Annotated in this window: 6 protein-coding genes and 1 pseudogene; 6 read left to right on the top strand and 1 reads right to left on the bottom strand. The window is 49.5% G+C overall.

Going from position 1 to position 7,349, the window contains the following annotated elements; translation table 11 throughout:
- Window positions 1-269: 269 nt before the first annotated feature.
- The 6 genes from QN359_RS18995 (at window position 270) to QN359_RS19020 (ending at window position 7,019) form a co-directional block, all read left to right on the top strand.
- The gene (locus tag QN359_RS18995) at window positions 270-2,621 is read left to right on the top strand and encodes a hypothetical protein (RefSeq protein WP_322250083.1); all 2,352 of its coding nucleotides are present in this window, start codon (window positions 270-272) and stop codon (window positions 2,619-2,621) included.
- Entirely contained in the window at window positions 2,618-4,372 is a 1,755-nt protein-coding gene (locus QN359_RS19000) for an RHS repeat-associated core domain-containing protein (protein ID WP_322250082.1), read from the top strand. The genes QN359_RS18995 and QN359_RS19000 overlap by 4 nt, the downstream gene beginning before the upstream one ends.
- Window positions 4,373-4,437: 65 nt before the next feature.
- Entirely contained in the window at window positions 4,438-4,779 is a 342-nt protein-coding gene (locus QN359_RS19005; protein ID WP_322250081.1) for a hypothetical protein, read from the top strand.
- On the top strand, window positions 4,779-5,270 hold the full coding sequence (locus QN359_RS19010) for a DUF6714 family protein (RefSeq protein WP_322250080.1): 492 nt from the start codon (window positions 4,779-4,781) through the stop codon (window positions 5,268-5,270). The genes QN359_RS19005 and QN359_RS19010 overlap by 1 nt, the downstream gene beginning before the upstream one ends.
- A 546-nt stretch (window positions 5,271-5,816) precedes the next feature.
- A complete protein-coding gene (locus QN359_RS20100) occupies window positions 5,817-6,368 on the top strand; it encodes an RHS repeat domain-containing protein (protein WP_416200228.1) in 552 nt (183 codons plus the stop codon).
- Window positions 6,369-6,668: 300 nt separating this feature from the next.
- Window positions 6,669-7,019, top strand: coding sequence for an Ig-like domain-containing protein (locus QN359_RS19020; protein WP_322250079.1), 351 nt, complete (start codon window positions 6,669-6,671; stop codon window positions 7,017-7,019).
- A gap of 111 nt (window positions 7,020-7,130) precedes the next feature.
- Here the strand turns inward: QN359_RS19020 and QN359_RS19025 are convergent.
- A pseudogene (locus QN359_RS19025) lies at window positions 7,131-7,349 on the bottom strand (IS3 family transposase); the annotation flags it as partial.

A 7,349-nucleotide genomic window follows, 5' to 3' on the forward strand; every position in this document is an offset into this window, starting at 1 on the left:
TGTAAAAAACGTCCATCAGGCTTTTGCGACAGCCTCTGAAGGCCGGGGTTTCAAACCCTAGTCAGATTTTTGATCAATAGAAAGCAAAGCAAGGTTTTTCTTTCCGTCAACGCCAGAACTTTTCCCGACCAACGGCAAGGCTGCGCGGTGTCGACGGTCGTGTCAAATTGACGCAGCAGAGTTACGCTTGTTCCAAGTGAGCGACCGTCAATTCTTCCGATCTGTTCCCTGTTTTATGCGTCCCCCTAATACAATTATTCAGGATAATCATGCGCTTATCATTCGTCTTCAAATACTTGGTCTTTAGCGCGGTATGTAGCTTGATTGCAAGCGCGAACGTGTTTGCCGCATCGATCAGACTGCAAGCAAAGTTTGCCTATGTCGGTGGGTTCGGACCAAATGCATTTGCAACCCCAGAAGGGGCGATCGCTGCAGCGAAGCAGCACATGACTGGTGATGGCAACTTCGTTGTTACCGAGCATAGGGAGGGTTCGAATGGCGCGACTTACAATGGCTTGCCGGCCGACTACGAAATGCATCTGTTCGCCAATATTAGAGGGAAACTCGAAGATCGCGGCTGGATCCATGCGGCTTCCTCCCGTCCGCTTTGTCCTGCAGGATACGAATTGGTGCGTGACCGAGGCGCGCCACACTTTCTCTATAGCTGTTATCTCGCTTATGGTCCCGCAGAAGTCGATCTCAGCGAACATGATAATGATTGCCGGTCCGGTAGCAAGCCGCCGTTCATCGAACAGCAAGTTGGTAATCCGATCGCGATTACAGGACGCATCAAAATTGAGCGCGAACTCGACTATCAAAGCACTGGGCTTGGTGGCTTGCGCTTCGAACGTCAATATCGCAGTGATCGAAAAGCGTGGACCCACAACTATCAACATGTCGGTATCGATTTGTCGCGCACAATTGCTACGGACAAAACAGCGAGAAGCGAAGGTTTTGATGCTGGTTGCCATTGGGCCGATACAGAGTTAGGCAAAACCTGCTTCTTGCCTATGCCAAGCATGCGCTCATTTGATTTTTTTTTGCAGCGTGCGAATGGTCGCAGCGTGCGCTTCGGCGACGACAGTGGTTTGACTGCCCCAGTAGACATCAATGACCGTATCGAAGCTCGGCGTGATGCCAACGATGAGGGAATGCAATATCTGGTTTACAACGCTGAAAACGAAAGCAAGGAATTGTACGACTCTTCAGGACATTTGATTTCTATTACCGATGGGAATGGCAATCAACAAACACTGAACTATGCTGAAGATAAAACTTTGCGCAGCGTAAGCGATGCCTACGGCAAACAATTGCTGTTCGACTATGATGCATCCGGTCGCCTTATCCAAATGACTGACCCCGGTGGTGGGATCTATCGCTATGCCTATGATGAAGCGAGTTCAGTTGTATCAGGCGCAGCGGTCGGTAATCTGACGTCTGTGATTTACCCAGACGGAAAAAAACGGATTTACTGGTATAACGAGGCGGATAAAACCAATGGTAGCCACCAAGCTTACGCTTTGACCGGTATCAGTGATGAAAATGGCGCGCGCTTTGCGACTTTCACCTATACGACTTCTGGTGAAGTCAACGGTAGCGAGCATGCCGGTGGTGTTGCCAAGTATCGTCTCAGTTGTCGGCAAAACAGCTGCGATATGACCGACCCGCTCGGTGCCGTCTACACGTACCAAAGTATTAACGTGGCAGGAGTGCTAAGACCGAGCAGGCAATATCAGCCCGCTGTGGCTGGCAGCGTGCGGGCGGAAAAACAAATCACTTATGATGAAAATGCTAATCCGAAGCAAACCACGGATTTCAACGGTCGCATGACGACTTATTCCTACGACTTAAGGCGTAATTTGGAAACCAGCCGGGTTGAAGCTGCTGGTACACCCTATGCCAAGACTACTACTACTTCTTGGCATGCCGACTTCCGGTTGCCGCTACAAATCGACACAGCGTTATTGCGTACGCGTATGTCTTACGACAATAAGGGTAATCTGCTCACGCTGACTGAGCAAGCCACTACCGACTCGAGTGGGGCGCAAGGAGCTGTCGCCATTGTATCTGGCCTACCGCGCACTTGGACCTATACTTACAATGCCCGAGGGCAGTTGTTAACCGTCACCGGCCCACGTACCGATATCCGCGATGTGACCGCCTATGCTTACGATACCCAAGGCCAGCTCACGAGTGTCACGAATGCAGCCGGTCATGTCACCAGCTTCTGCGATTACGATCCGCACGGACACCTTGGTACCATCACCGATCCGAATGGCATGGTGACCAAACTGAGCTACACGCCGCGCGGCTGGTTGGCCAGCCGGGTTGTGAGCGCGGATGGTGTCACACAAACCACGTCTTACGACTACGATGGTGTCGGTCAGATGACGCAAGTCACGCTGCCTGATCACAGCCACATCCGCTATACCTACGATGACGCGCATCGATTGACGGCGCTGAGCGACAGCTTGGGCAACAGTATCACGTACACACTCGACAACATGGGGAACCGCATTACGGAAGCCGTCAACGATGCCAGTGGCCAGCTCACTCGGCAAATTACCCGTGTCTACGATACCCTCAATCACCTGCAACAAGTCACCGGAGCAGTGCAATGACACGCTCATCGGCCTACCCGCTTGCTCGAATCTATGCACGGCGCAGTCTGAGCGCCGCTCTGTTGGCAATCTGCGCTGTCGCACAAGCGCAGACCAGCTCGCCGCAAAACACCACCTACCGATATGAATACGATGTGCTCGGCAATGTCACCAAGATCACCAATCCTTTGCAATTCATAACGCAGCAATCTTACGATGTGCTCGGACGCCTGACGTCGCAGACTGATGCAAATAATCAAGTGACACAGTATGTTTATGATGGGCAAAATCGCTTGAAAAAAGTCATCGACGCCCGCCAATTGAGCACACTGTATACGCTCGACGGTCTTGGTAATCAGTTGAGCTTGAGCAGCCCCGATACCGGCATTGCCACCAACACCTTCGATGCTGCCGGCAATGTAGTGACCGCCACCGATGCCAAGGGGCAGACGACTCGCTTTACTTATGATGTGCTCAACCGTGTGACCAGTATCACCTACAGCGATGCGCAAGTGACGACGTACACCTATGATCAGGGAGCAAACGCGAAAGGGCGATTGAGTCAAATTACCGATCCTCTGGGCAGTATCACGCTTTCCTACGATGGTTTCGGTCACGTCGTGAATGAAACACGCAGCCTTAGCGTCAATGGCAGCATGTTACTCGCCGTCATTACTTACCAATATGATGCGGCCGGTCGTCTGAGTAAGCTGACTTATCCCAACGGACGCCAGATCAGCTATACGCGCGACAGCATGGAGCGCATCAGTCAAATTGATAGCACGAAAGACGATACCGCTTTGACGGTGTTGAGCCAGGTCATCTATGAGCCTTTCGGCCCGGTACAGACCTATCTCAACAGTACCGGGCAAGCTTACCGTCGCAGTCTCGATCTCGATGGCCGTATCAGCAGCTTTACCCTCAATAAGCAAGTGCAGACCATCAGCTACGACGCGGCCAGCCGTATCGTGGCGATCAATGAAGCGAATAATCCGGCACGCCAGAGTAGCTACGGGTATGACGCGCTGGATCGATTGAGTAGCTACCTCACGCCGCAAAGCAATCAAAGTTTTACCTATGATGCCGTGGGCAATCGCAATAGCAAAACCACGGGGGCGGCGAGCACGAGCTACAGCTATGGCAGTGCCAGCAATCGGCTCATGGAAGTGAGCGGCACATCCGTTATCAACGATGCCAATGGCAGCATTACCGACAATGGGAGCTCACAATTTTCCTACGATGTCCGTGCTCGCCTCACTTCGGTAACGACAAACGTAGGCACGACCAACTACCGCATTAATGCCTATGGCCAGCGCGTGCAAAAGATCAGCAGCAGTGGCAGCACTTGGTATCACTACGATCAAGCCGGTCTACTCATCAGTGAAAGTAACGGGGAATGTGATGTCGACTATGTGTATTTGGACAGTATTCCCGTTGCTGTACTGCCGTGTGACAAAGGTTTGCACGATGTCCATACCGATCACCTCAATACGCCGCGCGTGATCACCAATAGCCAAGGTGTGGAAGTCTGGCGCTGGGACAGTATGCCGTTCGGTGAATCAGCACCGAATGAAAATCCTGGTAACACAGGGGTGGCGCACGATTTTACGTTTAATCAGCGCTTTGCCGGGCAGTACTATGATCAGGAAAGTGGCTTGCATTACAACTACTATCGCGACTATGATCCGAGCACGGGGCGTTATATCACTTCTGATCCTATCGGACTAAGAGGAGGCCCAAATACCTATGCTTATGTGGGGGGAATCCATTAAGTAAAATTGATCCAACGGGGGAAATCGCCTTTTTATTACCAGCGATTCCGTATGTGGCTCCGATAGTGGTTGATGCTGCGGCCTACGGCGCTGGTGCAACGGCGGCGGCTTGGCTAGGTTATAAAACTGATAAGGCGTTGCAAGAGGCAATCGAAAGAGAAGCAAATAGACGTGAGTATAAAAATAGATGTAGTGAGCCGCCACCTCCAGGGCTTAGTCCATGTGAGCTTGCCAAATGGAATTTGAATAAAGCCCAAGCTTGCAAAGATTTAAGAAATGCCAACACCAACAGATGGTGGGGTGGCGCTGATAATGAGCAAAGTTCACAACTTGCGCAAGACTTGGATAATGCTATTCGGAATGCTAAAAATGCTGTTGACAGAATCTGTAAAAAAGAATGTCCATAATGATTATAGCTACTAATATTCTCTTAAATGAAATTGAGTCTGCTTTTCCTTTTACGGAAATGCCTCTAGATACTGATCTCTTGTTTCATAAGAAGGATTTTTTTGAATGCAATGATTTGCTAGCTGATATTGAGCAGTACAGAGGCAAAGAAATCACAGGGAATGCTATTCGCGTTATTCATCAGGAAATGTCGCATTTGTCGGCCAAAACATGGGAATGGGTTTTGCCTCACTACCTAAGATTTTGTTTCACGGCTGAGGCTGAATATAACCGAATGGAGACAGAATTTCTAATCTACAGCTTGGCACCTTCATTGGAATTTCAGGCAGAAACATGGCAACGTCTATCACTTTTAAATAAAAATCAGATTAACTGTTTAATTCACTTTTTAGAGTGGTGTTCAAATCATCAATATTGGAAAGAATATTGTCCAGACGAGATCGATAGAGGCATAAATTTTTTAAGAACCAGTAGCTTCGGCCAGTCATAACAAAGTGAGCTGTAAATTGTAGCCGTCGTCATCGCTTTATTTTTAAACGCACGATCACTTCTTCTTTTAAAAAGAAAAAGTTAATTCCTCCGGTAACCCGCTTTCTCGACCGAGGACGACACACTTTAAGCAAAGATACATTACGTGAATTAAACGCCAGTGCGACCGGAGCAGGCAATAGCATCACCAAAGTCGACCTGTATCAGGGCAGTACTTTAGTGGACACCACAAGCAGTCCTACTGCGCCGAACAGCAACACCTGCAGATCACATGGTCAAATGTGGCAGCAGGTACTTACAGCGTCACAGCCAAAGCGACAGACAACTTGGGGGCAAGCACAACCAGTACCCCAATCACCGTCGTGGTAGCAAGTGGTACAGCAAAGATTTATGATATCCAGACGGATCAAATCAACACGCCGCGGGTAATCACGGACAGCACAGGAAATGTCGTATGGAGATGGGATAGCACACCGTTTGGAGAGAGTTTACCGGATCAAAATCCGAGTCATACGGGAACATCGAACGACTTTACGTTTAACCTGAGATTTCTTGGTCATATGATCAGGAGACGGGGCTACACTATAACTATTTTAGGGATTATGATCCGGCTACGGGGCGGTATATTGAAAGTGATCCGATTGGGCTTAGTGGGGGGATTAATACTTACGGCTATGTCGAGGGCAATCCGATTTCGGGGACGGATCCTTCGGGATTGGATACATTTTTGTGCCGCCGACCACTTGATGGCTTGTATGGAATTTCAGTTGAGCCACTCTTTCACCAATTTCTGTGCACAATTGATGCAAATGGAAATACTCAGTGTGGAGGACTTTGCCCTAAGGATGGTATCTCTGGAATGTTTGGTGGGAAGGGGAAAATTGAAAAAGAGAAATCAGTTGAACCCGATCAATGTGAGGAAAAAAGAGGTCCAGATCAATGTTTTGAAAAATGTGTGAATGATCACATGGCTAGCCCGGCCCCTGATTATGATGTCGGAGCTGGGCGTCCTTGGATGTTTCCCAAAGCCGGTGCTCAGCAATGTCAAGTGTATGCGAGTTCCGTTTTAGATCAATGTGCTGCTAAGTGTCGGAAGTAGTTATATGCGTCGATTCTTCACAAAAAGAACACTAATCTTTTTATGGTTGGCGTGGTGTGCATGGTGGTTTGCCGACGGATTGTGCACATTCTTTCCCGAGTGTGTTGGACTAGTAAGAACCGTCCACGTTGGAGAGCGCGGAATGGCTGACATGCTCGTTTTGATGTTGAGTGGTTTTCCTACTGGCACTTATGTGGCGATTGCATTAGGGCACTTTGTAGTCGGAGAGAATAACCTCATTCATGGGTTCGTCGCTTATATATTGCAATCAATTGCTGTCATAGCTATCGGCTACTTTCAATGGTTTGTATTATTGCCGTGGTTATGGCGCAAGTGGAAATCAACGAGGGTACAGTGGTGAGCCTCACGGCCAGTCCGACCAATGCTGTCGCACCAGCGACGATACTGCTCAATGCAACCGCCAGTGATCCGGATGGCAGCGTTGCCAAAGTTGACTTCTACAATGGCAGCAACCTCATTACCAGCATTGCTCAGGCACCCTACAGCACTCCATGGTCAAATGTAGCGGCAGGTACCTACAGCGTTACAGCCAAAGCGACAGATAACTTAGGTGCCAGCACAACCAGCATCCCCATCACCGTCACAGTAGCCAGCGGCACAGCAAAGATCGATAATATTCAGACGGACTAGATTAATACGCCAACGGTGATCACGGACAGTACAGGCAATGTGGTCTGGAGATGGGATACAACGCCGTTTGGAGAGAGCGGTATCTGTCAAGATAGTTGGTAAGATTTGAGGTTAAGCCGCTGCCAGTTCCTTATTCATTTTTTGGACTTCCTCACGATCAGGATTGAGACTGACCTGATCAACCCAAGTCCAGTTTCGCGTATCACCTCGCCAGCGTTCCGGTCGCTTTGCACGGGCGATTTCATAGGCCGCCTTGCGCTGTGCCAGAATCACTTGATCACGTCCCTGATGGCGTTCTGCTGGCGTCACGAACTGAATGCCACTATGCCG

It is taken from the genome of Undibacterium sp. 5I2 (assembly GCF_035019605.1).
Classification (GTDB): Bacteria; Pseudomonadota; Gammaproteobacteria; order Burkholderiales; family Burkholderiaceae_D; genus Undibacterium.